Below are 25,283 nucleotides of genomic sequence, written 5' to 3'. Positions count from 1 at the left end.
CCTGCCCGAAGGGATCAGTACCCGAAGGGTCAGGCGCGGGTCGTCTTGCGGCGCCGGGTCGCGACGACGATCGCCCCGCCGCCGGCCAGCAGCACGGCCGCGCCGCCGACGATGTAACCGGTGCTTGAGCTGGCGCCGGTGTGGGCCAGGTCGCCGCCACCGCCACCGCCGGAGTTGGTGCTCGGGGCCGGTGCCGGGGTGGTCGTCGTCCCGGGCGGGGAGGCGGACGGGGAGGCGGTGCCGGTGGCCGAGGTCTCCGAGGGCGTCGGCTCGGCGCTCTGCGCGGCCGGCGGGGTGGACTCCGGGGCGGAGGCGGTGGGCGTCGAGGACGCGGGGGCGGACGGGGACGGCGAGGACGACTGGGTCGTCGAGCAGTCCTTGGTGCCGCCGTTCCAGGACGCGATCAGCTTGTCCTTGATGACCGCGTGGTCCGGGCCGGCCGGCAGGTCGCCGTGCTGGAAGCCGTCGTTCGCGTCGGTCTTGCCGTCGAACTTCGTCGCGCCGCGGTAGAGGTCGATCTGCGCGAAGCAGCCGGCGTCCGGGACCGCGATGTCGAGGGAGTCGGTCTGGCCCTGCTTGACCGTCACCGAGTCGAAGTCGACGAAGATCTGCTGCCCCGAGGTGGCGAAGGAGGGGCCGTGGGCGATGTAGGAGGCGAGCGAGGCGGTGCAGGAGGAGGCGTCGGCGGCGGCGCGCACCTTGAGGTGGACCTTGCCGTCGTCGGTGACCTTCAGGTTCTGGTCGTCGACCTTCACCGAGTCGAAGAAGTTCGAGCCGTCGATGGAGAACTGGCACTTGTCGGTGCCGGTCTCCGTGCCGGCGCCGGTGCCGGGACTGTAGTGGCCGCCGGACTTCCAGCCGTCACCGCCGGAGGTGCCGTGCGCCCAGGCGCCGGAAGCGCCGGCGACGGAGACGGCACACAGGGCGAACGACGCGACGCCCGTCCCCAGCAGGCGGCGCGCGGTGACATGTCTGGCTATGGACATGGATATCCCATCGTGAATGCTCGCGGAATGCGAAGAAACACTGGGCCCATTGGTCACATGCGCCACAGCGTGCGCCCATGGTCGTCGGGCGCGCCGAACCCTGTCAACCTGCGGTGAAGCAAGGGTCGTTGGGGGTTCAGCACAACTCCCTCACAGGGGGAATGATCCCCTCCGTGCGGTGTGAAGGTTCCCTTTCTCGGCAATATGGACAGGCTTCTGTCTGCTTGCTTGCTCCCTCGTCGGAAAGGAACGCGCGTGGTCGACCTCTCCTCCAGGAATCCCGACTGGTGGCGCCAGGCCGTGATCTACCAGGTGTATCCGCGCAGCTTCGCCGACGCGGACGGCGACGGGCTCGGTGACCTCGAAGGCATCACCGAGCGGCTCACCCATCTGGGCGCGCTCGGCGTGGACGCCCTGTGGCTCAGCCCGTTCTACCCGTCCGAACTCGCCGACGGCGGCTACGACGTCGCCGACCACCGGGACGTCGACCCGCGCCTCGGCACCCTGGACGACTTCGACGCCATGGTCGCCGAGGCGCACCGGCTGGGCCTGAAGGTGATCGTCGACCTCGTCCCGAACCACACCTCGCACCTGCACCCCTGGTTCCGCGAGGCCCTGCTGTCCGGCCCGGGCTCCGCGGCCCGGGAGCGCTACGTCTTCCGGCCCGGCCGCGGGGCGCACGGCGAACTCCCGCCCTCCGACTGGCAGTCGGTGTTCGGCGGCAGCGCCTGGCGCCGGGTCCCGGACGGCGAGTGGTACCTGCACCTGTTCGCCCCCGAGCAGCCCGACCTGAACTGGGCGCACGACGAGGTCCGCGCCGACTTCCGCACCACCCTGCGCTTCTGGTCCGACCGGGGCGTGGACGGCTTCCGCGTCGACGTGGCCCACGCGCTGGTCAAGGACCTCGCCGAACCGCTGCGGGACGTCGCCGAGTTCGGCCCGACCGGCGAGGAGGCGCTGGAGCGGGTCCCGCCGGGCACCCACCCGTACTGGGACCGCGACGAGGTGCACGAGATCTACCGCGACTGGCGCAAGATCTTCGACACCTACAGCCCGCCCCGCACGGCCGTCGCCGAGGCCTGGGTGCCGGACGCGCGCCGGGCGCTGTACGCCCGCCCGGACGAACTGGGCCAGGCCTTCAACTTCGAGTACCTGCAGACCCCGTGGGACGCCGAGGCGCTCCGCGAGGTCATCACCGGCTCGCTGGCCACCGCCCGCGCGGCCGGCGCCTCGGCCACCTGGGTGCTCTCCAACCACGACGTCGTACGGCACGCCTCCCGGCTGGCGCTGCCGCCGGGCACGGACGAGAACGCCTGGCTGCTGTCCGGCGGCCGTGCGCCGCACGTCGATGTCGCCCATGGCCTCAGGCGCGCCCGCGCCGCCACTCTCCTCATGCTCGCGCTGCCCGGCTCGTCGTACGTCTACCAGGGCGAGGAACTCGGCCTGCCGGAGGTCGCCGACCTGCCGGTCACCGTCCTCCAGGACCCGATCTGGGAGCAGACGGGCCACGCCCGCAAGGGCCGCGACGGCTGCCGGGTGCCGCTGCCGTGGACGGCGGACGGCCCGTCGTACGGCTTCGGGTCCGGCGGCGCCTGGCTGCCGCAGCCGGAGTGGTTCGGGTCCTACGCCGTGGAGGCGCAGGCCGGTACGGCGGGCTCCACCCTGGAGCTCTACCGCACCGCGCTGCGGCTGCGCCGCAAGCTGCTCGACGGCGAGACGCTGACCTGGGCCGAGGCGCCCCCGGACGTGCTGCACTTCGCCCGGACGGAGGGCTGGCGGTGCGTCACGAACCTCTCGGACGTACCGGTACCGCTGCCGCCGGGCGAAGTGCTGCTGGCGAGCGTGCCGTTGCCGCATGACGGCACGCTCCCGCCCGACACCACGGTGTGGCTGGGCGCCTGAGGTGACTCAGCCGGCGGTGGGCGTGGCCCCCGGGGTCACGTTCACCGCGTTGCCGTCGGCGTTGCCGGTGCCGACATTGGCACCGCTGCCGTTGAAGCCGCTCTCGCCCGGGAGGGCCGGCGGGCTGGTCGTGCTGTTGACCGGCGGGGTGAGGACGACCTCCGGCTGACCCGCGGCCGGGGGCGGCGGGGTCAGGTCGGTGGCCGGCAGCTTCGGCGGGGTCGTCTCCTGGAAGAGCACCGAGGGGAAGTCGACCAGGCCGGTCTGCTCCATCACCGTGATGTGGTCGAGGACCGTGGCGTTGGCCTGGTCGGCCAGGATCTGTATCAGGGTGTTCCGGGTGGTCGAGCGGATCTTCGCGATCGTGTTGAAGATCGAACCGTGCGTCACGCGCAGGATGTTGGCGAAGTCCTGGTCGAACTTCTTGCCGGTGTCCGCGGTCAGGGTGTTGACGAACCCCTGCTGCTGCGGAGAGGGCAGGTTGGGGATGGTGATGTTGAGCATCGGCGCGATCTTGCGGCAGCTGGCGTCCAGCGCCGCGTGTCCGTCGATCAGGTGCTTGCTCGCGGTGAGGACCGCCTGGGACTGACCCTTCTTCAGGCCGAGCTGGCCCACGGGGTACTCCCACAGCCCGGCCGCGCGCACCTTCACCACGAAGTCCCGGTCGCCCTCGGTCAGCGGGCCCCACTGGGTGTTGGCGATGATCCGGTTGGTGTCGCTGGACACGGTGTTCAGGCCCAGCATGCTCGGATAGGCGAGTGCCACGAGGGTGAAGCTCAGCGCTCCGCCCACGAAAAGCGTTCCCGTCGCGTTCCGCGAAAAACGCACCGTTGCCTCCTGCCGGTCGGGGTTCCCGCGCAGGGGCGGGGGTCGGACGCCGATGAATACGGACGGGGATGCCACCGGAAGCCTTTTGGTTTGGCAAAGAACTTGTGAGGACGGGCCCTGCCGGGGTGCCGTCACCCCATCTCCTGACCACGAGAAGGTGATGCTTTCCCCAGGTGAGAGTGGTCATGACAAAGTCGGGGGCAGGCTTCGCCGCATGCCCCCACACTCATCCCCCCGCATCCCCCGCCTGCCCAACGGATCGGCAGGCCGGGGCCCCGCCGCACGCCCCGCCCTGCCCTACCGCAAGCCCACCAAGGGCCGCGACTACTGGGTCTTCGACGACGTCCTGCCGGACGTGGACGCCGTACGGGAGCGGTGCCTGGCCAAGGACGACTGGGTGCAGGGGTACCCGTACACCTCGGAGACCTGGCCCGGACTGCGCACCATGCCCGGCCTGGAGCCCGCCGAACTCGCCGTCGTGGAGGAGCTGGTGCGCGAGGCCACCGGCGCCGGGAGGCTCTGGGTGCAGCAGGCGCCGGGCGGCGGCACCCTCAACCACAACTGCGTCCAGGTGGTCGGCGAGGGCGAGAGCGAGCCGCGCCCGCACACCGACTCGCGGGCGCTGTGCCGGTACGCGGCGGTGCTGTACCTCAACCCCGGGGTGGCCAAGGACTGCGGCACCGCGTTCTACCGCCAGTCGCTGCCCGGCGGCCGGCTCGGCGGCAACATCGTCCAGGCCCCGCACAACAACCTCGTCGAGGCGCTCGGCACGCGGTTCGTCCCCGGCGACCACTTCGAGGAGGACGTCCGCGTCCCGCACAAGTACAACCGGCTGCTCCTCTACAACGCCAACCTCGTGCACAGCGCGACCGGTTACACCGGCAGGACGCTGGAGGAGAAGCGGATGACGGCGGTCTTCTTCTGGATGGCGTGACCGGGCGCGTCTGTAACAGCGGGCGTGACACGAACACGACGGGTTCGTGACGGCGATATCCGAACTTCCCCTGCCGGGCCCGCATCGAAAGGGGTGTCCGGCAGAGAGCCGGGAAGGACACCGCCGCTGGGGGATCCCATGTCGAAGCTTCGCAACCGTCGCACGAACGTCCGCAAGTCCGCCCTCGCCGTGACCGGCGCCGCCGCGCTGCTGGCCCTGCTGACCGCGTGCAACGGCACCGCGAGCGGCTCCGTCAGCGCCGACGGCGGCTCGGCGGCCCCGGCCGCGGGCGACTCCACGACGGCCGACGGCTCGACGGGCGGTTCGACGGGCGGCTCCGGCAGCGGGTCCTCCGGCACGGGGAGCAGCGGGACCAGCGGGAGCACCTCGGGCTCGTCCACGTCGGGCGGTTCGTCCGGCTCCGGCGGTTCGTCCACCTCGGGTGGCTCGTCCGCCTCCGGCGGCTCGGTGCCCGCCTGCCAGGCCGCCCAGCTCGACTACTCGTGGGCGAGCGGCGACGCCGCCGCGGGCGCGGTCAAGGGCGACCAGCAGGCCGTCGTCGTGGCGCTCACCAACAAGAGTGGCCACACCTGCACGCTGTACGGCTTCCCGGGCGTCGACCTGGTCAACAGCGGTAAGCAGTGGTCGCTCCAGCGCAGCGGCGCCACCCCGCAGCGGGTCACTCTCGCCAACGGCACCGCCGCCCACTTCACGATCACCTACCTGGAGTCGGACGACTCCGACGCGTTCAGCCCGAGCACGGTGGTCATCACCGCGCCGAACCAGCGCACGTCGTACGACCTGCCCTGGCAGGGCGGACCCATCGTGCTCCAGGACGGCGCGACCCACCCGGGCACGTACGTCGGCCCGGTCGGCAGGTGACCGCGGGTCCACGGGCCCCTCGGTCCACCCCGGGGCCGGTTCAGCCCGCGTCGCGTACGCAGCGGAAGCCGGTGTGGCCGGTGGAGCTGTCGGGGGTGTTGGCGGTGCGGGCGGCGACCCGGTAGCGGTTGCAGTAGGAGGCGTGGCAGAGATGGGAGCCGCCCCTGATGACCCGCGCGGCACCGTGCTCCGGCCCGCCGTCCGTACTGCCGCCCGGACCGCCGTGCCCGGTCGTCCACCGGTCGGCGCACCACTCCCACACGTTGCCGGAGGTGTTGTGCAGGCCGTACCCGTTGGGCGCGAACGCGTCGACGGGCGCGGTCCCGCGGTACCCGTCGGCCGCGGTGTTCCGGGTCGGGAAGGTCCCGCGCCAGATGTTGCACCGGTACTCCCCGTCCGGGTCCAGCTCGTCGCCCCACGGGTAGCGGGCCTGCTCCAGGCCGCCCCGGGCCGCGTACTCCCACTCCGCCTCGGTGGGCAGCCGCTTGCCGGCCCAGGAGGCGTAGGCGGCGGCGTCGTACCAGGAGACGTGTACGACGGGATGCCGGCCGAGCCCCTCGAGACCGCTGCCCGGTCCGGCCGGTTCGTGCCAGGCGGCCCCCGCGACCGCACACCACCAGGGCGTCTCCGGCGGCCGGGGCGCACCCCGGCGCAGCGCGGCGGGCAGGAACCCGGCGAAGACGTACGACCAGCCCAGCCGTTCGGCGTCGGTGACGTAGCCGGTGTCGGCGACGAACGCGGCGTACTCGTCGTTGCTCACGGCACACGCGTCGACGAGGAACGGCGCCACCCGCACGGCCCGCACCGGCCCCTCCCCGTCCGCCGGGAACCCGTCGGCGTCCTCGGCGCCCATCAGGAACTCACCGCCGGGCAGCGCGACCATCCCGGCGCTCCCCGGCGCGGTGTCACCGGGACCGGGAAGGCGCCGCCCCGGCGGACCCGCGGGTGCGGCGGGCGCGCAACACGCGGCCGGCGACTGGCTGGACTCCATGGACGGAGTGTGCCGCAGCCACCTGTGACACCGGGCCGCGGGGCCGCCGGGTGCGAGGAACCCGGGCACGTCCCGCCCGGCGCGGACAGCCGCGACGGCCGGGGCCGACCGGCCATAATCGAGCCATGGAACCAGACTCGGTCTCCGAACTCCGCCGCGGGGCACCGGCCGCCGCGTGAACGTCACCCACCTGCACCGCCGTCTGCTGCCCGATCTGCTGGTGGTGGGTGCCGGGTACCCCCTGGCGCTGACCGGGGACTACGCGGCGCAGGCACATGGCCTGTTCGGGCGGCCCGGGCGGACCGTGGACGCGGCCACGCAGAGCCCGGAGCCCATGGGGACGATCGCCGAGACGGTCGCGGGCGGCCTCCGCGAGCGCGGCTGGCGGGTCGACGTCCGTGAGACGGACCCGCTCTCCGCACAGCTCGTCGTCGCCGACGCGGTCGCGGAGGAGGAGGGTGAGGTCGACCTCCTCAAGGAGGCCCTGTGGCACCCGCCGGTCCGGACGGAACTCGGCCTGACCCTCGCCCTGGAGGACGTGGTCGGGATGCGGGTCTGGGCGCTGGCCGACCGCGGCCTGCCCCGCGACCTCCTGGTCGTGCGTGCCGCCGCGGACCGCTGGACCCTGCCCGACCTGGAGGACCTGGGCCGCCGGCACGCCCGGGACACCTTCGACCTCGCCGATCTCCAGTCCCGCCTGACCGGCACGGACTGGATCGACGACCGGGAGTTCGCGGAACACGGCGCCGACGCCGAGGAGATCACCGCCCTCCGCCACTGGGCCCAGACCTGGGCCGACGACATCGCGGAACGGCTGATCGAGGGCGGGCCCCCGGAGGACTGACGTCCGGTGGGGGTCAGTCGGCGGCCTGCTGCTGCCGCTGCTCCGCGGCCCGGGTCCGCCAGAAGGACAGGCCCTCCTCGGCGAAGCCGGCCAGGATCAGCAGGCCGCCCAGCCAGAGGAACGCCGTGACCCTCACCTTCGCGCCGCCGAGCAGCAGGTCCGCGCCGAGTACGGGAAGGACCGTCTCCGCGGCCTTCAGCCACCGGCCCCTGCGCGCCTGCACGACGGCGGAGACGAGACCGAGCACGGAGACCAGCACCAGCAACCCGACCGCTCTTCGCATGCCCACAGTGTGCGTCAGGCCGGCTGCCACAGTTCGATGCGGTTGCCCTCGGGGTCGGTGACCCAGCCGAAGCGGCCCACGCCGTCCATGTCCTGGGTCTCCCCGGCGACGTCCGCGCCCTTGGCGCGCAGCTGCGCGAGCATCGCGTCCAGGTCGCCCACCCGGAAGTTGAGCATGGTCTGCTGGCCGGGGGAGCCGAAGTAGTCGGTCCCGGACTCGAAGGCCGCGAACACCGTCGGCCCGGCCGGCTGCTGCCACAGGCCGTGCTCGTCGAGGTCCAGGCCCAGGCAGTCGCGGTACCACGCGGTCAGGGCCGCCGGGTCGGCGGACCGCAGGAAGTAACCGCCGATGCCAAGCACACGTTCCATGCCGCCATCCTGCCAAGGCCGGAGCCGGCCCGCACGTGTGAAGTCGGGGGACGCGCGGTACGGACGTAGGTGCAAGCGTGCCGTGCCGTGTCGGTCGTCGGGAGTCGTCGTGAGCAGTGTTGCCATCGTGGGGGCCGGGCCCGGGCTGGGGGCCGCCGTCGCCCGGCGGTTCGGGCGGGAGGGGTTCGGGGTCGCCCTGCTGGCGCGGGACGGGGACCGCCTCGCGGCGCTGGCCGGGGAACTGGCCCGGGAGGGCGTCCGGGCCCGCGGGTTCGCCGTCGACGTCCGGGATCCGCTCGCCCTCGCGGAGGCGCTGGCGCGGGCCGCCGGGGAACTCGGGACGATCGAGGTCCTGCAGTACAGCCCGGTACCGCAGCGGGACTTCATGCGGCCCGTCCTGGAGACCACCCACGCCGACCTGGTCGGACCCGTCGAGTTCTCGGTGTACGGGCCCGTCGCCGCCGTCCAGCAGGTGCTGCCGGGGATGCGGGAGCTGGGCCGCGGGACGATCCTGCTCGTCAACGGCGGTACGGCCGTCATCCCGCACGCCGACCGGGCCGGGACCTCCATCGCCTTCGCCGCCGAGAGCGCGTACGGGCACCTGCTGCACGACCGGCTCGCCGGGGAGGGCGTCTACGTGGCCCAACTGGTGATTCCGGGGGCCATCGTGGCCGGGCACGCCCGCAAGGATCCCGCCGTGCTCGCCGACACCCTGTGGGGGATGCACCACGACCGGCACGGGTTCCGGCACTACGCCGACGACCTCGACGGATAGCTCCGGGGCCGAGGAGCGGCGGGTCCCGTGGGGTCCCGTCGGGTCCCGTCGGGCGGTGGGGGCCGATCTGCGCGAACATCATTTGTGGGTGAATATGGTGTTCGGCCCGATTGATCCTCTCAGGGAGTCAGCGATGGCTGTGGAAATACCCCCGCTCCTCAAGCCCTCCCGGCTCAGAAGCCGCGGCGGCCTGCTCGGTGAGTGCCTGGCGGAGTTTCTCGGGACCTTCGTCATCCTCGCGTTCGGCGCCGGCGTGGTGGCGATGGCGGTGGCCGCGCTGCCCGGGTCGGGCCGGGCGGAGAGCCCCACGACGATCTTCCTCGCCGCGGGTGACTGGCTCCTGATCGCCTGGGGCTGGGGCCTGGCCGTGACCTTCGCCATCTACGTGGCCGGCGGGGTCAGCGGGGCCCATCTGAACCCGGCGGTGACCCTCGCGTTCGCCGTGCGCCGCAAGTTCCCGTGGGCGAAGGTGGTGCCCTACTGGGCGGCGCAGGTGCTGGGCGCCTTCGCCGGAGCCGCGCTGGTCTTCCTCGTGTACCACGACGCGATCAACGCGTTCGACGCCGCGTCGAAGCCGCCGAAGGTGGGCGGGCACACCGAGGCCACCTTCTCCATCTTCGCCACCTTCCCGGCGCCGTACTTCCACGGCGGGATCTGGGGGCCGCTGATCGACCAGATCGTCGGTACGGCCTTCCTCGTCATGTTCGTCGTCGCGGTCGTCGACCTGCGCAACACGGCCGTCGGGTCCAACCTCGGCCCGTTCGTCATCGGCCTGGCCGTCGCCGCCATCGGCATGTCCTACGGCGCGAACGCCGGCTACGCCATCAACCCGGCCCGCGACTTCGGTCCGCGGGTGCTCACCTGGCTGGCCGGGTGGAAGAGTTACGCCTTCCCGGGGAACGGGGTGACGTTCAGCGGGTACTGGTGGATCCCGATCGTCGGTCCGCTGGTCGGCGGCGTGATCGGGGTGCTGGTCTACGACCTGTTCATCGGTGACGTCCTGCACGCCCGGCTGAAGCTGGGCGAGTTGCCGGAGCCGGGCCGGACCCGCCCGACCACGGACGAGTAGCCGCCGCCTCGCGCACAGCCTCGCCCACTACTGCGCGCGCTGCTTCGATGACTGCTTCGAGGACTGCTTCGAGGACTACTTCTCCGAGCCCTGCTCGCCCAGGCGTTGCACCAGCCGCTGCGCCTGGGCGACCCCGGTGTCGATCTGCTCGGTGTACTTGCCGTCGGTCCGCTCGTCGACCAGGTCGCCCGCCTTCTCCAGGCCGGTCCCGATCGCGTCACCGTGTTCCTCGGCGACGTCCTTCGCCTTGTCCGCCAGGTTCTTGAGTCCGTCGATTCCGTCGATTCCATCGAACATGCCGGAATCTTCCCCGGCGGGAGCGGACGGCCGCAAGACGGCGCCCGGGGCATCCGGCGGGGCGTGAGCGCGAAGTCCGGCCCCCAGGTCGATCCTGCATCCTTGACTCGGCAGGCACGCGACACACACCCCGGGAGACGACGTATGAGCACCAGCCCCCTCCTGACCGGCCTGAACGACAGGCTCCCCGAACTGCGGGCGCTCTACGAGGACCTGCACGCGCATCCGGAGCTGTCCTTCGCGGAGGAGCGGACCGCGGCCCTGGTCGCGGGGCGGCTGCGGGAGCAGGGCTGGGAGGTCACCGAGGGCGTCGGCGGCACCGGGGTGGTCGGCGTGCTGGCCAACGGGGACGGGCCGGTCGTGCTGGTGCGCGCCGACATGGACGCGCTGCCCGTGCAGGAGGAGACCGGGCTGCCGTACGCCTCGAAGACCGACGGGGTGATGCACGCGTGCGGGCACGACCTGCACGTCGCCTGTCTGCTGGGGGCCACCGGGCAGCTGGCCGCCGGGCGGGACGGCTGGCGCGGCACGGTGGTCGCCGTCTTCCAGCCGGCCGAGGAGGTCGGCGGGGCGCCGAAGATGCTCGCGGACGGGTTCGCCGAGCGGTTCCCGCGGCCGGACGTGTGCCTGGCCCAGCATGTGGCGGCGGCGCCCGCCGGGCTGGTCGGGACCCGGGCGGGGGCGCTGATGGCGGCGGCGGACAGCATGCGGGTCACGCTGTTCGGGCGGGGCGGGCACGGGTCCACGCCGGAGGCCACCGTCGACCCGGTGGTGCTGGCCGCCGCGGTGGTGATGCGGCTTCAGACGGTCGTCTCCCGGGAGGTGGCCGCGGGCCAGCAGGCCGTCGTCACGGTCGGCTCGATCCACGGCGGGACCAAGGAGAACATCATCCCGGACAGCGTCGAGCTGAAGATCAACGTACGGACCGCCACGGCGGCCGTCCGGGAGCGGGTGCTCGCCGCGGTCGAGCGGATCATACGGGCCGAGGCCGCCGCCTCCGACGTGTCCCGGGAGCCGGAGATCGTCCCCATCGACTCCTTCCCGGTCACCCACAACGACCCCGCCGCGACCGCGTCCGTCCAGGCCGCGCTGGCCGGCGAGTTCCCGGGCCTCACCTTCGAGCTGACCTCACCGGTCCCCAACAGCGAGGACTTCGGGGCCTTCGGCACGGCCCTCGGGGTGCCCTCGGTCTTCTGGTTCGTCGGCGGCGCCGACCACAAGCTCTACGAGGGCGTCGACCTGGAGGCCCTGGTCCGCGACGGCATCCCGCCGCAGATCCCCTCCAACCACTCCCCGCACTTCGCGCCCGTCCCCGACCCGACCATCGAGACGGGCGTCCGGGCACTCCTCGCGGCGGCGGCCCACTGGCTCGCCCCCTGACGTCCCGGACCCGGTCCCTACGGGCGGGGGGCCGCCTGGTCCAGGGCCGGACGCAGGTCCGCGCGGCGGCGGATGCCCAACTTGCGGTAGGTGTGCGTGAGATGGGTCTCCACGGTGCGGCGGGCCAGATGGAGGAGGGCCGCGATCTCCCCGTTCGTGCGGCCCTCGGCGGCGAGTTCGGCGATCCGCCGCTCGCTGCCGGTGAGCGAGGCGGCGCCGGTACGGCGCCTGGGGGAGCGGGCACCGCCCTTGCGCAGGATCTGCTCGGTCAGCTCCGACAGCCGTACCGCGCCCTGCCGTTCGGCGTGCTCGGCGGCCTCCCGCAGGCAGTCGCGGGCGCGGGCCCCGTCACCGGCGGCGGTCAGCTGGCGGCCCAGCGCGATCAGGGCGAGCGCCGGCTCGGTACCGGCCGGGCCGCCGTCCCGCAGCAGCCGTACCGCCTCCTCGGTGAGCTCCAGGCCCCGGCGGCCCCCGGTCGCCGTACCGAGGACCCGCAGCGCCCGGCCGACCGTGCGCGGGGTGTCCCAGACCTGGGCCAGCCGCAGCTCCTCCTCGGCCAGGGCGATGGCCTCCAGCGGGCGGTCCAGGGCCAGCCGGCACTCGGCGGCGGCGGTGCGCCAGGGCGTGACCACCGGGCTGATCACGTCCCGGGCCGTCTGGCGGCGCCCGCACTCCAGGAAGTCGTGCAGCGCGGCGGCCGGGTCACCGGCGGCGGCCCGCACCACGCCCCGCGCGTACAGGAACCGGTTCAGCTCCCAGGAGTCCGGCGCCTCCCTGAGGTCGATCCCGGCGACCAGGCCGGCGGCCTGTGCACCGCGTCCGGTCTCCACGAGCGCGATCAGCTCCTGCGCGTGGGCGTTGGACGGCGTGACCGCGTCCGGGACGGCGGCCGGGCGGGTGTAGTCGGCGCGGGCCGCCGCGATGTCGGTCCGGCTGTTGAGCATCGCCTGGTGCATGGGGTGCAGCAGGTCGGGGCGCTGCCCGGCCAGGCCGCGGTCCACCAGCCGTTCGGCCTCGTCGAGTTCGTCGGCCCATTGGGCGACGGTGGCCGCGGTGCCGACCAGGAACGGCTCGGTGAGCGGGTCGGCGGGTTCGGCGAGCAGGGTGCGCAGCTGCCGCATCGCGTCCCGGGCCGAGGTGAGGCCCGCGGAGGCCGCGTGCCGCACCAGCAGGGCCTGGCCGGCCGTGCCGACCAGCTCCGGGGAGCGGTCTGCGGTCTCGGAGAGCCGCCCGTAGACCTCCTGCCGTACCTCCTGGTCCTGGTCGGACAGGAGCACGGAGGCGGTGTACAGGGTGCGCACCAGGTCGGGATGGCCGTCCAGTTCGCCGTTCACGGAGCGGAGCAGCTCGACGGCCTTGCGGGTGCGGCCCCGGCCGGTCAGTGCGGTGCCGAGGGCTACGGCCGCGCGCACCCGGTCCTGCGGGGCCGCGGGAAGCCGGACCGCCTCGGCCAGCCGGGGTATCGCGGCGGAGGAGCGGGGCGCCGCGTACTCCAGTGAGCCCAGCTCGGTCAGCAGCCGCTGCCGGTGGTCGTCGGGGAGGGGTTCCTCCAGGGCGCGGCGCAGATAGGCGACGGCGTCCTCGGCGCGGTCCTCGTAGAGGGCGACGGCGGCGGCGTCCCGGAGCAGGGCCGGTGCCCAGGGGGTGTTCACCGGTCCGGTCGCGAGCAGTTGGCGGGCCACGGCCTCGGCGGGCGCGTCCTGGCGCAGCATCGCCTCGGCGATCGCCCGGCGGGCGGTGCGGCGGCGGGCGGCGGGCACGCCGGCGAGGACCGCGTCGCGCAGCAGGGGGTGCGGGAAGTGCGGGCGGCCGTCGGCGCCCAGGGTGAGCAGGCCGAGGTTGGTCATGGCGGTGAGCCAGCCGGCCACCCGTACCGGGTCGGCGTCGGCCAGTTCGGCGAGGAGCGGGGTGACCTCGTTCTCCGGCAGGGAGGTACCGGGGTCCTCCTCCAGGACGGCGAGGGCGCGGGCCACCTCGGTGGTGGCGGGACCGGCGCTGTCCAGCCACCACTGGACGGCGGCCGGGTAGGCGCCCGGGTAGAGGGCGGCCGTCGTCTCGGGCACCTCGGGGTGCCGGCTCTCGCCGAGGTCGTCGAGGAGGGCGCCCAGCAGCAGCGGGCTGCCGGCCGCCGCCCGCACGCAGGCGTCGACCCAGGAGCGGGACGCGTCGGGGAACGCGGCGCGCACCCGGGCGGCGGCGGCCGTCGGGGCGAGCGGTGCGAGGGTGTGGGTGCGGACCAGCGCCGGCGGGAGGGTGTGGGTGAAGCCGGTGGTGGGCGGGTCGAGGTCGTACTGGCTGCGCTCGCTGACGACGAGGAGGATCGGTAAGCGGTCTATGTGCCGGGCGGACTCCACGAGCCAGCGGTGGGAGGGGGCGTCGGCGAGGTGGACGTCGTCCACGACGACGAGGAGGGGTGCGGCGTCGGCGTAGGCGCGCAGCACCCGCCAGAGCCCGGCGGCGGTGGACCGCTCGTCGCCGTCCACCGCGAGGTCGGCGAACTCCGGCACCGGGCCGAGGAGTTGGAGGACGGTCGCGAAGGAGATGGGGGTGTCGCCGGGCGAGCAGCGGGCGCGGAGCACCTTCAGGCCGAGGGAGCTCGCCTGTTCGGCGGCGGCTTCCAGGACGGTGGTGCGTCCGGTTCCGGTGGCGCCCCGGAGAAGCACGAGCCGGCCGCTGCCGGCGAGCGTGCGCTCGGCTTCCTCGGCCAGCAGGTGCATGGCGGCGGCGAGTTCAGGGGACGGCTGGGTCATGCCTGGCTCCTCGCGGTGCGCTGGTGGGTTCGGGGGGTTAGAGGGGGCGTGAGCGGGAGAGGTTGTGGGGGACGGGGGGTGGCCGGGGGGTTTGTTGCAGGGGCTGCACATTTGGTACGGGGCTGTGGATCTGGGTGGGGCGCCGGTCCGTTCTCGGGTGCGGGTGCGGGTGCGTTGTGGTTGTTCGCGCCCGCGCGGCGGTAGCCGCATATGCAATGCAGCCCCGCGCCCCCAAGATGGTGGGTCAACTGGTCCCACCTCAAAGGGGCGCGGGGAACTGCGCGGACAACCCCCACCGGCCGGCAGCCGTCCACAACCCCAGGCACCCCGAACATCTCGTGGTCCCTCTCGTGGTCTTCCACGATTGTCGTTGCCCCTTTGGACACAGCAGGCTGGAGTACTACCGCCCGTCACTGTTCCCTCGAAGACGACGGGCACGTGGACATAGGGGAAGCGGTTGGTCAGCAACAGCTCATTCGCGTCGGTCGGCCGCACGCCCGTGGCGGTGTACGCGCCGGACCCGATCTCCCGCGAGGGCGCGCTCAGCCAGCTGCGGCGCCACCCGGAGGTCGAGATACGTGAGGAGTCCGAGACCGGACCCGGCACGGTGGCGCTGCTCATCAGCGACAGCCTCGACGAACCCGAACTGACCCGGCTGCGCCGGGTGGTGCGCAGCGAGGGCGCGCGCGCCGTACTCGTGGTCGGGGCGCTGCGCGAGACCGAACTGCTCGATGTCATCGAGTGCGGGGTCGGAGCCATCGTATGGCGCCACGAGGCCACCGAACTCCGGCTCGTGCAGGCCGTGTTGGCCGCCGCCCGGGGGGACGGGGACCTGCCCGCCGACCTGCTCGGCCGGCTCATCAACCAGGTCGGCACGCTGCACCGCAGCGCCGCCGGCCGTCCGGGTGCCCCGGCAGCCGGGCTGTCCGCCCGGGAGGTGGACGTCCTGCGGCTGGTCGCCGAGGGCCTCGACACCGGTGAGATCGCCAGCAAGCTGTCCTACTCCGAGCGCACCGTCAAGAACGTGATGCACGGGCTGACCACCCGACTGCATCTGCGCAACCGGGCCCACGCCGTCGCCCATGCCCTCCGGGAAGGCTACATCTGACCGATCGGGCAGCTGACACCGGCTCAGGTGCACGCCGGTCTGCCCGGCGGTTCCTGCGGGCGCGGCCGGGGCGAAGGGCAGGATGGGGCGTGTATGCCGAGGGGACCGCGCGGGTCCATGGGGTGGTGAGTACGGCGTGATCCACGAGGTGGACCAGGTGCTGCGGAACCTGCTGACCGGCGGAGCGCTGGAGGGTTCCGGCATCGAGGTCTCCTTCGACGCGCCGACCCGCGACTGGTCGGCCCGCCGCAACGGGCCTGTGATCAACACCTACCTGTACGACATCCGGGAGGACGTGAAGCGGCGCCAGCGCGGGCACGTCGACATCCGGGACGAGCGGGACGTCGTGGTCAAGCGCCGCCAGCCGCCCCGGTGGTTCCGGCTGTCGTACCTGGTGACGGCGTGGACGAAGCGGCCCGAGGACGAGCACCGGCTGATCAGCGCGGTACTCGCGACGCTGATCCCGCGGGAGCTGATCCACCCCTCCGAACTGCCGGGCTCGCTGGCCGCGCTGGGTCTGACGATCCCGCTGTCGTGCGCCGGCATCCAGACCGAGGCCCGCTCCCTCGCCGAGATCTGGTCGGCGCTCGGCGGCGAGCTCAAGCCGTCCCTGGACGTCGTGATCACCGCGCCGTTCCCGGCCTACCCCGAGTACGACGCCGGACCGCCGGTCACCGAGGGTGCCGCCGTGCGGGTGCGCGCCGGGGTCGACGAGACCGCGCCGGTCCTGGAGGAGCGGGCTCACCGGCCCGGCCAGGTCGCCGAGGCCGTGGCCGTCCGGAGGGGCCGGGCGTGACCCTGGACGTCTCCCTGGAGCCGGCCGCCGCGCTCCTGACCCGGCTGTCCGCGCTGCGCGACCGGGCCGCCGCCCTCGTCGCCCACCGCTCGGCCGACGACCCGACGGCCGGGGACCCGCTGCGCGGCCTCTACCTCTCCGAGGAAGCGGTACGGCACCTGCTGGGCCCCGAGCCGGAACCGGCCGAACTCCCCGGCCTGGCCGACGGTTTCACCGACCCGCTCGCCGCCCTCGCGGCCCGCCTGCGCCTCACCCCCCTCGACACCGCCCTCCTCCTCATCGCCCTCGCCCCCGACCTCGACCGCAGCTTCGAGCAGCTGTACGGCTACCTCAACGACGACGTCGGCCGCCGCCGCGCCACCGTCGGCCTCGCCCTCGACCTGTTCGGCGCCCCCGCGCACCTCGCGGCGGCCCGTGCCCGCTTCCACCCCACCGCCCCGCTCGCCGCGCTCGGCCTGCTCACCGTCGAGGAACCCGAACGGCCGTTCCTCGGCCGCTCGTTGCACGTTCCCGACCGGGTCCTGGCGCACCTCCTCGGCGACGACACCCCGGACGCGGCGCTGACCGGACACCTGCGGGAGCCGTCGTACGGCAGCGAGCCCGCCGACCCGGAGTTCGTCCGCCGGGTGGCCGCGCGGATCGCCGCCGGGCCGCTCTTCGCCTTCCTGCGGGAGCGGCAGGAGGGTGAGGGCCTCGGCTGCGCGACGGCCGCGCTGCGACTCGCCGGGCAGGCGGTGCTGCAGTACACCGGGCCCGAGGAGCGGATCCCGGAACTGCTGCGGGAGGCCCGCCTGAGCGGGCGGGCGATCCTGGTCGACAGCGACCGGCCGGCCCCTTTCCTGGGCGCGCTCAGCGCAGGCGCCGCCGCGGACGTCACCGTGCTGGTCACGACCTCCCGCCCCTACGACCCCCAGTGGTGCGACCACCGCGACCCGCTCGTCCTGGAGGTGCCCTCCCGGCGCGCCGCCGCCCTGGACGCCTGGGCGGCCGTGCTGCCCGCCGACCCCGGCTTCGACCTCGCCGCCACCGTCGCCCCGTACCACCTCGGCGGCGAGCGCCTCACCCGGGCGGCCCGGGCCGCGCAGGACCTCGCCGCCTTCGACGGCACCCCGCTGACCGCCGCCCACGTGCGGCTGGGCGCCCGCCAGCAGTCCGCGTCCGGCCTCGAACAGCACGCCCGCCGGATCCGGCCCGCGGTCGACTGGCGGGACCTGGTGCTGCCCGACCGGCCCCTCACCGAACTGCGGGAACTGGCGCTGCGCGCCCGCCACCGCGACCGGGTGCTCGGCGACTGGCGGCTGAGCGCGGGCGGCGGACGGGGCCGGGGGGTGCTCGGCCTCTTCGCCGGCGAGTCCGGTACGGGCAAGACCCTGTCGGCGGAGGTCGTCGCCGCCGAGCTGGGACTGGACCTGTACGTGGTCCAGTTGTCGTCCGTCGTCGACAAGTACGTCGGCGAGACCGAGAAGAACCTCGAACGGATCTTCACCGAGGCCGACCGCACCGACGCCGTGCTGCTCTTCGACGAGGCCGACGCGGTCTTCGGCAAGCGCTCCGAGGTCAAGGACGCCCACGACCGGTACGCCAACCTGGAGTCGGCCTATCTCCTGCAGCGGCTGGAGGCCTTCGACGGCATCGCGCTGCTCACCACCAACCTGCGCGCCAACATCGACGAGGCCTTCACCCGGCGCCTGGACCTGGTGATCGACTTCCCGTTCCCGGACGAGGAGCAGCGGCTGGCGCTGTGGCGGCACGGCCTGGTGCACGTGCCGAGCGCCGAGGGAATTGAACTGCGCCCGCTGGCCGCGGAGTTCGAGCTCGCCGGTGGGTCCATCCGGAGTGCGGTGGTGACCGCGGCGTACCTTGCGGCGGGCCGGGACGGGGCCGTGAGCGCGGCGGACCTGCTGGAAGGGGCGCGGCGCGAGTACCGGAAGGCGGGGCGGCTGGTGCCGGGCACCTGGGGGTGAGCGTTGCCGCTCCGCGGGAGTGCCGGAAGGGGGGTGCGGCGTTGTCTGTCTGCCGCGCCGTCGTGGCTGGTCGCGCCCACGCGGCGGAGCCGCATGTCGATACAGCCCCGCGCCCCTGACGGGGCGCTACCGCCGACGGGGTGATCAGTCGCCCGACGGGTGGACGATCAGCCATTCCTGGTCGTCGGTGTTGGAGCAGTAGTACAGGGTGAGATTGGTGTCGTTGGCGCCGGTGCTGTAGCCCGCTACGTCGAGGCAGAGGTTGTTGCTGGCGAAGTTGCGGATCCAGTAGGCGCCGCTGGGCTGCTTGTCGATCCACCACAGCTGGTTGTCGGCCTTGGTGCCGTCGCACTTGTACTCGGTGATCGGTGAGGACAGCTTGGCCGAGCCGTAGTCGGGCAGGTCCATGCACAGCTGGTCCTTGGCGTTGCGGATCTGGAAGAGGGCGGCCGAGCCGGGGCCGCCCTTCGGGTACCGCACCTCCAGGTTCCACAACTGGTTGTCGTTGGTGGTCTCGTCGCAGGTGTACTCGCGGACCGGGCCGTTGCTGGTGCCGTTGCCGTAGCCGGGGATGTCCGCGCACTTCTTGGTGGTCGTGTTGCGGAGCAGGATGTTCGTCGCCGGGACGACCGGCTTCGGGGTCTTCTTCTTCGTCGCCTGCGGGGTCGGCTGGGCCTGGCCGCCGCCGCCCGCCTGGGTGTCGGACGAGTCGTTGCCGTCGTTCGACGGCTGCTGCTCCACCGGGGTCGGCGAGGGCGCCGGCGCCGCCACCAGGGGTGCGCTGGCCGTGGGGCTGGGGGCGATGCTGCTCACCCCGGCCTCCTGGACCTTCTCCTGGGCGAGGGTGCCGACCTTCGGTTTGTAGTTGAACCAGATCAGGGCGAAGGTGAGGGCTAGGGCCAGCAGGGTGCCGAAGAGGGTGGCCAGCCAGCGGGGCAGGAAGCCGCGCTGGACGTAGGTGCCGTCCACGGGCTGTGGATTGACACCCGACCGCTGGACGGTGAGGGCGTACGGCCGCTGCTCCTTGGGCCCGAACCAGATGATGCGCCGGGGCTTCAGGGTCGCCTTGACGAAGGCGGCGCGGCCGGGTTCGATCTGGACGTTGCTGGGGTGCAGGTCGTAGACGAGCTGGTCGCCGTTGTCGCTGCCGCTGACCGAGGCGGTCAGCTTCGTGTTGCCGAGGTTGTCGATGGCCAGCTGCGGGCGGCCCCGGAAGCGGCCCTTGACCGTCGGCGGCACGAGTTCGGCCCGGACCTCGGTGAAGGGCGTGATGGTGAGGTTGCCCTCGGGGACGGTGACGGCCTCGGGGTGCTCGGTGGGCGTGATCCGGATGGCGTACGGGTTGGGTCCCGCCGTCGCGTCCGGGGTGCGGGGCGGGGCGAAGGTGAGCTCGACCGTGCCCGTGGTCCCCGGGTAGAGGCGGAGCGTCTGAGGCTCGACGGTCGTCCAGGGCGCTACGGGGCCCACCGGTTCGAAGCGGTACTCGTCGACGACGTCACCGGTGTTGCGCAGCCGCAGCCGTACCCGGGTCGAGGCGCCCGGGTCCACGGTCGCGGAGGCGGGTTCGAGGGAGGTCCACAGGGTCACGGGATCACCGTCAGCTTGAAGGCTTCGAGCCAGAGCGTGTTGTCGAGGGTGCCGACGAAGTCGAGGTCGTTGTTGGGGGTGCGGGCGCCCTTGCACCACTGGTCGCCCCAGTCGTGGTCGCGGACCTTCGCGTAGTTGCAGCCCTGGCCGCTGCCGACGTTGAAGGCGAAGCCCTCGATGTAGGGGTCGGCCGGCTTCGTGCTGCCGATGTAGTTGTCCTTGCCGTCGGCGATGATCGCCGTCCAGTTCGGGCTCCACGTGCCCTGGCCGTTGGTCGAGTTCGGGTCGTAGTGGAACCAGTTGGCGGCGGAGCCCTGGACGCCGTACACCGCGAGGTTGATGGCCTTGATCGGCAGGTTCTTGCCGACGGTGCCGGACATCGTGCCGTCGCAGACGGGCTTCTGCCAGCCGGTGCCCTGGACGTAGGAGCGGTAGCAGATGTGGCGTCCGGCCGGGTCGTCGGCGGCGAGGCGGTTGACGGCGGTCGCCGCGGTGTCCTGCTTGGGCTTGGCGGTCACGGTGGCCGTCGCGCCGCCGCCCCCGCCTCCTCCTCCTCCTCCGCCACCACCGTTGCCGTTGCCGTTCCCGGTGTCCGCCGGGGGCGCGGACGAGGGTGTCTCGGTCGGCGCCGGCGGCGGGGTCGGGGTCACCGAGGGGCTGGGCGCGATGCTGGCCACCGCGGCCTCCACCGGCTGTTCCTGGGCGAGGCTCTGGACGTGCGGTTTGTAGTTGAACCAGATCAGGGCGAACGTGACGGCGAGGGCCAGCAGGGTGCCGAACAGGGTGGCCAGCCAGCGGGGCAGGAAGCCGCGCTGGATGTACGTGCCGTCGACAGGCTCCGGCTGCACCCCCGACCGCTGCACGTTGAGCCGGTAGGGCCGCTGCTCCTTGGGCCCGAACCAGATGATCCGCCGGGGCTTCAGCGTGGCGTTCACGAAGGCGGCGCGGCCGGGTTCGATCTGGACGTTGCTGGGGTGCAGGTCGTAGACGAGCTGGTCGCCGTTGTCGCTGCCGCTGACCGAGGCGGTCAGCTTCGTGTTGCCGAGGTTGTCGATCGCCAGCTTCGGACGGCCCCGGAACCGGCCCTTGACCGTCGGCGGGACCAGCTCCGCGCGCAGCTCGGTGAAGGGCGTGATGGTGAGGTTGCCCTCGGGGACGGTGACGGCCTCGGGGTGCTCGGTGGGCGTGATCCGGATGGCGTACGGGTTCGGCCCCGCCGTCGCGTCCGGGGTGCGGGGCGGGGCGAACGTCAGCTCCACCGTGCCCGTGGTCCCCGGGTAGAGCCGGAGCGTCTGAGGCTCGACGGTCGTCCAGGGCGCCACGGGGCCCACCGGTTCGAAGCGGTACTCGTCGACGACGTCACCGGTGTTGCGCAGCCGCAGGCGTACACGGGTCGAAGCCCCCGGGTCCACGGTCGCGGAGGCGGGTTCGAGGGAGGTCCACAGGCTCACACAGCCACGCTACGGAGGCGGCCGGTCCCCGTCGAAGGAATGCGGGCAGGCCCGATTGCCCGAAGGCGCGGGGCTGCTGCCCCCACGGCTCTTTCGGGAGCCGAGCCGGGCTTCGTACAACTGAAGGACTGTCTGCTCCGCCGGTCGGCCTCCTGTCCGGCTCGTGGCATGAGACGAGCCGTCGTGCACGGGGCGAGAGGAACGCCCATGCACCTGCACGCATCGCACCGCCCGTCCGCCGACCGGGGCGCGACCGCCCCGTCCCGGCCCTCCGGGGCGCTGCCCGCACTGCTCGCGCTTCAGCGGGCGGCGGGGAACGCCGCCGTGACGCGTGCGATCCAGCGTGACCGGCACGCGCACGGGCCCGGCTGCGGGCACCAGGACGAAGAGGCCGTGCAGCGGTCCGCCGTGACCGAGGCGGTGCGGTCGGCCGGCAGCCCGCTGGACCCGCGCATCCGCGCGAAGGCGGAACCCTGGCTGGGCATGGACCTCGGCGCCGTGCGGGTGCACACCGATCCGGTCGCCCAGCGCTCCGCCGTGAAGTTCGGCGCCCGCGCCTACACCACGGGCGCCGACATCGTCGTCGGCCCCCAGGGCGCGGACGACGAGACGATGTACCACGAACTCACGCACGTCCGGCACCAGGCGACGGGCACGGTCGCGGGCACCGACAACGGAGCGGGGGTCCGGGTCTCCGATCCCGGCGACCCCTTCGAGAAGCACGCCGCCGAAAGCGGCCGGAAGATGGCCCAGGGCGTCGCCCCCGACCTCACCGTGCACGGCGCGGGCGGTCACGGGGACGGTGTGCAGCGGGCCGCGGCGGCCCCGGCCGTGCAGCGCTACCAGATCATCGAACCCGGCGGGGAGGGCTACCCCACCACCCACCCGAATCCGAAGGACGAGAACTTCTTCGTGCACCAGGAGGAGAACGAGGCGGGAAGCTGGTACGACAAGCACAGCCCGCCCGAGCCCCATCTGGTCTACTCCGGGGCCGTCCGGCTGGCCGTCTCCGACGACTTCTCGCTCGCCGTGCAGCACACGGACGGCAGTGTGGAGCCCAAGACGTTCTTCGCGACCGAACGGCAGATCAACGCGGCCAACAAGCGGCTGCCCGGCAGGTCCCAGGGGCGGGGGATCGCTCTGTCCAAGACCAGCCGGTACCTCCAGTTCGAGGGCATGGGCCGCAAGGAGGTCCTGTGGGAGGTGCAGCCCAAGGCCCGGCACGAGAAGAAGGGCGACAAGCAGAAGGGGCTGGACGTCCGGACCCCGCAGCGCTGCAACCGCATGGCCGAGTTCGTCACCGGCGCGGGTTCCCTGGCGTCGACCGCCGACCAGGCGTACTGGCGCACCCTGGGCCAGGCGCTCGACCTGCTGGTCCCCGGTAAGGCGTTCGAGAAGACCATGACGAGTTACCTGGACGAGGAGGACGTGGAGGGCTACCGCTCGCTCTCGTCCACCATGAGCCGGAGCTTCCAGGACCTGGTCGCCCAGCGGGCCGACGAGGTCGAGGCCGTGCTCGCGCGGCTGGAGATCAACCAGCACGCCCCGATCCCGAGGGTCGGAGAGGCCATGGTCTCGATGGCGTTCGGCGACCACGAACAGGACGAACAGCGCAAGAAGGCGGCCCCGGGCGAGTTCATCCCGTACCACTTCGGCGGTGTGGTCGCGGTGGCGGGCCACGACTACATCACCATGGAGGACTACGCCCGCGAGCAGCCCCAGGGCGGCACGTCCACCCTCGACCGGGGCGATCCGCTCTGGTACTTCCGCATGTACGAGAAGAAGTCGCCGCACAGCTGGCACGAGATGTGGGCGTCGCCCGGCCGGACGCAGCTGCTGGGCGCCACCCTCACCATCACCCTGCGCTAGGTGTGAAGCGCCGGGTCACTCCACCTCGTTCTCGGAGGAACTGGTCCCGCTGCTCTGGGAGATGTGCGCGCCGGCCATCCGGTCGGCGACCTCCTCGATGTCGCCGGCGCCGGGGACGGTGCCGCGCAGCGCGCTCGGCGCCTGGAGCTGGGAGCCCAGTCCCACCTGCGTCATCCCGCGCGGTCCCGCCGGTCCGCCCTGCAACGCGGTCCGGAACCGGTCGCGGCGGGCGTCCCGCCGCTCTCCCTGCTTCTGCGTGATGCCCATGGCCGCACTGCCCGGGTTGGACACCATGAGGCCTCGATCGAGGTCCCTTCCGGTCGCGGCCTTCCACACCTCGGCGCCGAAGCTGGTGCAGTTGTACTTGAGGAAGCTGTACTTGTCGTCGGCGTGCCGCCGTGCCACGTGGTAGGCCGCGATCACGGCGCCCAGGCCGACCTTCTTCGTCTCGTGGGCGTGGCCGGGGTCGCCCGCGTGCCCGTCCGGGCACTTGACCTGACCCTCCGTCGACCCGGCCAGATCGGTCAGACTCATGCCCGACTTCGGCCAGAAGCCGAAGGACGTCCGGTGCCCGTCCGACGTGGTCACCTCCAGCCAGACATGGCCGACGTCGAACTCGCCGAGGAACTGCGGGATGTCGAGCCAGGGCGCACCCTTGTCGACCATGACGGACAGCGTCAGCTCCTTGTCGGGGGCGCGGTGCTGCTCGCGCATGATCAGCATGTACAACGGGTGCAGCTTGGGGTGCTGCGGCAGTTGGATCAACCCGCCGCTCTCCGCGTTGCGCTCCGCGGTCGCGGCCCCCTCGACCTGTTCCAGCGCCGTCGCGGCGATGATTCCGAGTTCGTTGTCGGTCAGATCCTCGGCCTCGTACTGGAAGGCGCCGCGGTAGGCCGCGGTGTACCTCTCGACGAAGGCGTCCGCTTCGGTGCTGCTGTCCGGATAGGTGGCGGCGACCGGCTCCACCACCTGGGCGGCGATGTTCGCCGCCCGGTCGGCCAGGTCGGGGATCTGCGCCACCTCCTCCTCGGTGTCGAAGGCACGCGTCAGGAACCGGGTGACCCGCTCGTGCACGACGTGGTAGACCCGGCCCGGCAGCTGGGAGCTGGGCGGCGAGGGCGAGCGCGCGGGCGCGGGCGCCGCCGCCGGCCGGCGGCGGCTGGGCTCGCTGTCGGACGAGGAGTCGTGGAACTCGTACCGGTTCGGCCGCTGCGACCCGCCGGTTGCCGTCGTGACCTCCGCCGCGTAGTCCGCCGCCGAGGGACGGCCCCGCCCGGAGCCCTGGCTGGACGGCGAGCTGTTGCGTCCGTAGTTCGACGAACCGGGGGACTCGTGGTCGGCCTCGTAGTCGCTGCTGGAGCGCCGGGGCGGGGTCTGCACCCGCTGGACGGCGGTCCGCTGTGCCGTCGCCCCGGAACCGGCGGTGGACCCCGGGACCGCCAGGTCCGGAGCCATGCCCTGCGCCATCCGGCGGCCGTTGTCGGAGGCGGCGCGTTCGAACGGGTCGCCCGGGGACGAGACCCTCGTCCCGGTGCCGTTGTCGGTGCCGGCGACCTGCCCCAGCGACTGCTGGCGGACATGGTCGATCTCGTGGAACATCGTCTCGTCGTCCGCGCCCTGCGCGCCCACCACGATGTCCGCTCCGGCGGTGTAGGCGCGGGCGCCGAACTCCTCGGCGGACCGCTGGGCCACCGGCCCGTCGTGCACCCGGACGTGCGCGAAGCTCGTCCCGTACGCCTGCTCGGCCTTCTGCTGGAGACGGGGGGCCAGCGGCACCCCGGGTGAACTGAGCGCGTCGAACAGCGACGAACGGCGCTGCACCGAGGGTTCCGCTTCCGCACGCCGCTGGACGGTCTCGTGGCCGCAGTCCGGGCCGTGCTCGTGCCGTGCGAGCTGGATCGCCCGGGTGACGGCCGCGTTCCCGGCCGTGCGCTGAAGGGCCAGCAGGGGAGGCTGGGCGGCGGGAGCCGGAGCGGGGACCGGCCCGGCCTTCGCCGGCCCGGCGGTGGAGGACGAATGCCGGTGTTCGTCTGCGCGCATGAGTGCTTCCTACCGCCGCGCTCCGGCGGACGGAAGGTCCCTCAGGGCAGCCCCGAGGGCAGACCGGCCCGCCGGTGCGGCGCGAGCTGCCCCTGGGGGCAATGAGCTTGCCCTCTGCCCGGCACCGCAGGACGTTTCGGCGGACGCGCTCGCGCGTGAGGGTGGGAAGCGTTCCTGTC

Annotated in this window: 21 protein-coding genes; 11 read left to right on the top strand and 10 right to left on the bottom strand. The window is 73.1% G+C overall.

What is annotated here, in order from left to right; genetic code table 11:
* Positions 1-29: 29 nt before the first annotated feature.
* Positions 30-986 carry an LAETG motif-containing sortase-dependent surface protein gene (locus tag AB0D74_RS04245; RefSeq protein ID WP_362580402.1) on the bottom strand — a complete coding sequence of 319 codons (957 nt, stop codon included), beginning with the start codon at positions 984-986 and terminating at the stop codon, positions 30-32.
* A 255-nt stretch (positions 987-1,241) separates the two neighbouring features.
* Between AB0D74_RS04245 and AB0D74_RS04240 the strand changes: the two genes are divergently transcribed.
* Positions 1,242-2,888 carry an alpha-amylase family glycosyl hydrolase gene (locus AB0D74_RS04240; RefSeq protein WP_362580400.1) on the top strand — a complete coding sequence of 549 codons (1,647 nt, stop codon included), beginning with the start codon at positions 1,242-1,244 and terminating at the stop codon, positions 2,886-2,888.
* Between the two features lie 6 nt (positions 2,889-2,894).
* Here AB0D74_RS04240 and AB0D74_RS04235 read toward each other — a convergent pair whose 3' ends face one another.
* Positions 2,895-3,680, bottom strand: coding sequence for a DUF4142 domain-containing protein (locus AB0D74_RS04235; RefSeq protein ID WP_362580398.1), 786 nt, complete (start codon positions 3,678-3,680; stop codon positions 2,895-2,897).
* A 250-nt stretch (positions 3,681-3,930) separates the two neighbouring features.
* On the opposite strand from AB0D74_RS04235, the gene AB0D74_RS04230 reads away from it, so the two are divergent.
* Together AB0D74_RS04230 and AB0D74_RS04225 are read left to right on the top strand one after the other, a co-directional pair.
* Positions 3,931-4,650: a DUF6445 family protein gene (locus AB0D74_RS04230; protein WP_362580396.1), complete on the top strand. Its 720-nt coding sequence runs from the start codon at positions 3,931-3,933 to the stop codon at positions 4,648-4,650.
* A 138-nt stretch (positions 4,651-4,788) separates the two neighbouring features.
* Positions 4,789-5,532: a DUF4232 domain-containing protein gene (locus AB0D74_RS04225; RefSeq protein ID WP_362580394.1), complete on the top strand. Its 744-nt coding sequence runs from the start codon at positions 4,789-4,791 to the stop codon at positions 5,530-5,532.
* A gap of 40 nt (positions 5,533-5,572) precedes the next feature.
* On the opposite strand, the gene AB0D74_RS04220 is transcribed toward AB0D74_RS04225, so the two are convergent.
* Entirely contained in the window at positions 5,573-6,415 is an 843-nt protein-coding gene (locus tag AB0D74_RS04220; RefSeq protein ID WP_362580392.1) for a formylglycine-generating enzyme family protein, read from the bottom strand.
* 283 nt (positions 6,416-6,698) lie between these two features.
* Here AB0D74_RS04220 and AB0D74_RS04215 point away from each other — a divergent pair, with 283 nt between their 5' ends.
* Positions 6,699-7,367, top strand: coding sequence for a hypothetical protein (locus AB0D74_RS04215; protein WP_362580390.1), 669 nt, complete (start codon positions 6,699-6,701; stop codon positions 7,365-7,367).
* 13 nt (positions 7,368-7,380) lie between these two features.
* On the opposite strand, the gene AB0D74_RS04210 is transcribed toward AB0D74_RS04215, so the two are convergent.
* Together AB0D74_RS04210 and AB0D74_RS04205 are read right to left on the bottom strand one after the other, a co-directional pair.
* Positions 7,381-7,650 (bottom strand): hypothetical protein, encoded by a 270-nt coding sequence (locus AB0D74_RS04210; protein ID WP_362580388.1) that lies wholly within the window; start codon positions 7,648-7,650, stop codon positions 7,381-7,383.
* Positions 7,651-7,664: 14 nt separating this feature from the next.
* Positions 7,665-8,018 (bottom strand): VOC family protein, encoded by a 354-nt coding sequence (locus tag AB0D74_RS04205; RefSeq protein WP_362580386.1) that lies wholly within the window; start codon positions 8,016-8,018, stop codon positions 7,665-7,667.
* A 109-nt stretch (positions 8,019-8,127) separates the two neighbouring features.
* Here AB0D74_RS04205 and AB0D74_RS04200 point away from each other — a divergent pair, with 109 nt between their 5' ends.
* A complete protein-coding gene (locus tag AB0D74_RS04200; protein ID WP_362580384.1) occupies positions 8,128-8,793 on the top strand; it encodes an SDR family NAD(P)-dependent oxidoreductase in 666 nt (221 codons plus the stop codon).
* A gap of 133 nt (positions 8,794-8,926) precedes the next feature.
* Entirely contained in the window at positions 8,927-9,862 is a 936-nt protein-coding gene (locus AB0D74_RS04195; RefSeq protein ID WP_362580382.1) for an MIP/aquaporin family protein, read from the top strand.
* Positions 9,863-9,937: 75 nt separating this feature from the next.
* On the opposite strand, the gene AB0D74_RS04190 is transcribed toward AB0D74_RS04195, so the two are convergent.
* Positions 9,938-10,159 carry an antitoxin gene (locus tag AB0D74_RS04190; protein WP_362580380.1) on the bottom strand — a complete coding sequence of 74 codons (222 nt, stop codon included), beginning with the start codon at positions 10,157-10,159 and terminating at the stop codon, positions 9,938-9,940.
* Between the two features lie 144 nt (positions 10,160-10,303).
* Between AB0D74_RS04190 and AB0D74_RS04185 the strand changes: the two genes are divergently transcribed.
* Positions 10,304-11,539, top strand: a complete 1,236-nt coding sequence (locus AB0D74_RS04185; RefSeq protein ID WP_362580378.1) for an amidohydrolase — start codon at positions 10,304-10,306, stop codon at positions 11,537-11,539.
* Positions 11,540-11,556: 17 nt separating this feature from the next.
* Here the strand turns inward: AB0D74_RS04185 and AB0D74_RS04180 are convergent, their stop codons facing one another.
* Positions 11,557-14,289 (bottom strand): LuxR C-terminal-related transcriptional regulator, encoded by a 2,733-nt coding sequence (locus AB0D74_RS04180; protein WP_362580376.1) that lies wholly within the window; start codon positions 14,287-14,289, stop codon positions 11,557-11,559.
* A gap of 457 nt (positions 14,290-14,746) precedes the next feature.
* Between AB0D74_RS04180 and AB0D74_RS04175 the strand changes: the two genes are divergently transcribed.
* From AB0D74_RS04175 to AB0D74_RS04165, 3 genes are all read left to right on the top strand, one after another.
* Positions 14,747-15,397, top strand: coding sequence for a response regulator transcription factor (locus AB0D74_RS04175; RefSeq protein WP_362580375.1), 651 nt, complete (start codon positions 14,747-14,749; stop codon positions 15,395-15,397).
* 136 nt (positions 15,398-15,533) lie between these two features.
* Complete coding sequence (locus tag AB0D74_RS04170; protein ID WP_362580373.1) at positions 15,534-16,193, top strand: DUF4255 domain-containing protein; 660 nt, start codon at positions 15,534-15,536, stop codon at positions 16,191-16,193.
* Positions 16,190-18,157 (top strand): ATP-binding protein, encoded by a 1,968-nt coding sequence (locus AB0D74_RS04165; RefSeq protein WP_362580371.1) that lies wholly within the window; start codon positions 16,190-16,192, stop codon positions 18,155-18,157. Before AB0D74_RS04170 ends, AB0D74_RS04165 begins: the two co-directional genes overlap by 4 nt.
* A 144-nt stretch (positions 18,158-18,301) precedes the next feature.
* Here the strand turns inward: AB0D74_RS04165 and AB0D74_RS04160 are convergent, their stop codons facing one another.
* The gene (locus AB0D74_RS04160) at positions 18,302-19,744 is read right to left on the bottom strand and encodes an RICIN domain-containing protein (RefSeq protein ID WP_362580369.1); all 1,443 of its coding nucleotides are present in this window, start codon (positions 19,742-19,744) and stop codon (positions 18,302-18,304) included.
* Entirely contained in the window at positions 19,741-21,195 is a 1,455-nt protein-coding gene (locus AB0D74_RS04155) for a hydrolase (protein WP_362580367.1), read from the bottom strand. Before AB0D74_RS04155 ends, AB0D74_RS04160 begins: the two co-directional genes overlap by 4 nt.
* Before the next feature lie 207 nt (positions 21,196-21,402).
* Here AB0D74_RS04155 and AB0D74_RS04150 point away from each other — a divergent pair, with 207 nt between their 5' ends.
* Positions 21,403-23,064: a DUF4157 domain-containing protein gene (locus AB0D74_RS04150; RefSeq protein ID WP_362580365.1), complete on the top strand. Its 1,662-nt coding sequence runs from the start codon at positions 21,403-21,405 to the stop codon at positions 23,062-23,064.
* 15 nt (positions 23,065-23,079) lie between these two features.
* On the opposite strand, the gene AB0D74_RS04145 is transcribed toward AB0D74_RS04150, so the two are convergent.
* The gene (locus tag AB0D74_RS04145) at positions 23,080-25,104 is read right to left on the bottom strand and encodes a DUF4157 domain-containing protein (protein WP_362580363.1); all 2,025 of its coding nucleotides are present in this window, start codon (positions 25,102-25,104) and stop codon (positions 23,080-23,082) included.
* Between the last annotated feature and the right edge of the window lie 179 nt (positions 25,105-25,283).

The organism is Streptomyces sp. NPDC048278, from assembly GCF_040652195.1.
Taxonomy (GTDB): domain Bacteria; phylum Actinomycetota; class Actinomycetes; order Streptomycetales; family Streptomycetaceae; genus Streptomyces.
Note: the sequence above shows the minus strand (reverse complement) of the source record. Positions and strands in the feature narration are given on the sequence as shown.

Excerpts from the sequence above, each read along its gene's own strand:
- AB0D74_RS04205 (WP_362580386.1), bottom strand. The coding sequence starts at position 8,018 with ATGGAACGTGTGCTTGGCATCGGCGGTTACTTCCTGCGGTCCGCCGAC.
- AB0D74_RS04210 (WP_362580388.1), bottom strand. The coding sequence starts at position 7,650 with ATGCGAAGAGCGGTCGGGTTGCTGGTGCTGGTCTCCGTGCTCGGTCTC.
- AB0D74_RS04230 (WP_362580396.1), top strand. The coding sequence starts at position 3,931 with ATGCCCCCACACTCATCCCCCCGCATCCCCCGCCTGCCCAACGGATCG.
- AB0D74_RS04145 (WP_362580363.1), bottom strand. The coding sequence starts at position 25,104 with ATGCGCGCAGACGAACACCGGCATTCGTCCTCCACCGCCGGGCCGGCG.
- AB0D74_RS04225 (WP_362580394.1), top strand. The coding sequence starts at position 4,789 with ATGTCGAAGCTTCGCAACCGTCGCACGAACGTCCGCAAGTCCGCCCTC.
- AB0D74_RS04190 (WP_362580380.1), bottom strand. The coding sequence starts at position 10,159 with ATGTTCGATGGAATCGACGGAATCGACGGACTCAAGAACCTGGCGGAC.
- AB0D74_RS04195 (WP_362580382.1), top strand. The coding sequence starts at position 8,927 with ATGGCTGTGGAAATACCCCCGCTCCTCAAGCCCTCCCGGCTCAGAAGC.
- AB0D74_RS04185 (WP_362580378.1), top strand. The coding sequence starts at position 10,304 with ATGAGCACCAGCCCCCTCCTGACCGGCCTGAACGACAGGCTCCCCGAA.
- AB0D74_RS04220 (WP_362580392.1), bottom strand. The coding sequence starts at position 6,415 with ATGGTCGCGCTGCCCGGCGGTGAGTTCCTGATGGGCGCCGAGGACGCC.
- AB0D74_RS04150 (WP_362580365.1), top strand. The coding sequence starts at position 21,403 with ATGCACCTGCACGCATCGCACCGCCCGTCCGCCGACCGGGGCGCGACC.
- AB0D74_RS04245 (WP_362580402.1), bottom strand. The coding sequence starts at position 986 with ATGTCCATAGCCAGACATGTCACCGCGCGCCGCCTGCTGGGGACGGGC.
- AB0D74_RS04180 (WP_362580376.1), bottom strand. The coding sequence starts at position 14,289 with ATGACCCAGCCGTCCCCTGAACTCGCCGCCGCCATGCACCTGCTGGCC.